The organism is Vibrio sp. 1069 (genome assembly GCF_033340555.1).
The window spans coordinates 1-1071 of record NZ_JAWOWP010000113.1; the positions used below are offsets into that span (position 1 = coordinate 1).

Below are 1071 nucleotides of genomic sequence, written 5' to 3' on the forward strand. Positions count from 1 at the left end.
GGATGTTGAAAATACCCCTTTCTGCGATATCGGCTGGAAGGTACAAGGCGAACACATCATTGTGATTTCGGCCATCGACAACCTACTTAAAGGTGCATCGAGTCAAGCGATGCAGTGTTTAAATATTCATTACGGTTACCCAGAACTGACAGCGTTGCTGTAGTCGTTGAAAGAGGGAAAAGCAATGACGCAAACCAATCAAGCTCCTTTAGTCATTAAGCTAGGCGGTGCGGCTCTATCTTGCACTCAAACCTTAAGCCAACTGTTTGGTGCCATCGCGGCATACCAGAAGTCGGCGCAGCGACAAATCGCCATCGTTCATGGCGGTGGCTACTTGGTGGATGAGTTGATGGCGAAACTTCAACTTAAGACCGTAAAGAAACATGGTCTACGTGTGACGCCATACGATCAAATTCCAGTCATTGCCGGTGCGCTGGCAGGAACGGCAAATAAGTTACTGCAAGGTCAAGCGATTGCCGATGGTTTGAATGCGGTGGGCTTGAGCCTAGCGGATGGTGGTCTTTGTCACGTCGAAGAGTTAGACCCTGAATTAGGCGCGGTGGGCAAAGCGACGCCGGGTGATTCAAGCTTACTTCAAGCGATTTTAAATACGGGCGCACTGCCTATCATCAGCTCTATTGGTCTCACGGCTGAAGGTCAAATGATGAACGTGAATGCGGATCAAGCAGCGGTTGCCGTTGCGGGTGCTTTGGACGCGGAGTTGGTGCTGTTGTCAGATGTAAGCGGTGTGTTAGATGGCAAAGGTCATCTGCTTAAAAGCTTATCTGAGAAAGAAGCTAATGCGCTGATCGAAGGCCAAGTGATCACTGATGGGATGATCGTCAAAGTGAAAGCTGCTCTCGAAGCCGCAAACGATCTTGGTCGTCCGATAGAAGTGGCGACGTGGCGCTACCCAGAAAAACTCACGCAGTTATTTGCTGGTGAAAGTATTGGAACACAGTTTCTGCCTCAATAAGCGGAAGCAAAACAGTTAAAGAATTCAACATTAGGAAGTGGTTGGCACTGACCGCCGAGCGCAGCACCAGTTAAGTTTGGAGAAAAAACATGAGC

Annotated in this window: 1 protein-coding gene and 1 pseudogene; both read left to right on the forward strand. The window is 49.0% G+C overall.

Annotated features, from left to right (window positions below; all coding sequences use genetic code 11):
- Positions 1-163: pseudogene (locus R7040_RS24795) on the forward strand (N-acetyl-gamma-glutamyl-phosphate reductase); the annotation flags it as partial.
- A 21-nt stretch (positions 164-184) separates the two neighbouring features.
- A complete protein-coding gene (gene argB, locus R7040_RS24800) occupies positions 185-976 on the forward strand; it encodes an acetylglutamate kinase (RefSeq protein ID WP_005496562.1) in 792 nt (263 codons plus the stop codon).
- The last annotated feature ends 95 nt before the right edge of the window (positions 977-1071 follow it).

Excerpts from the sequence above, each read along its gene's own strand:
- argB (WP_005496562.1), top strand. The coding sequence starts at position 185 with ATGACGCAAACCAATCAAGCTCCTTTAGTCATTAAGCTAGGCGGTGCG.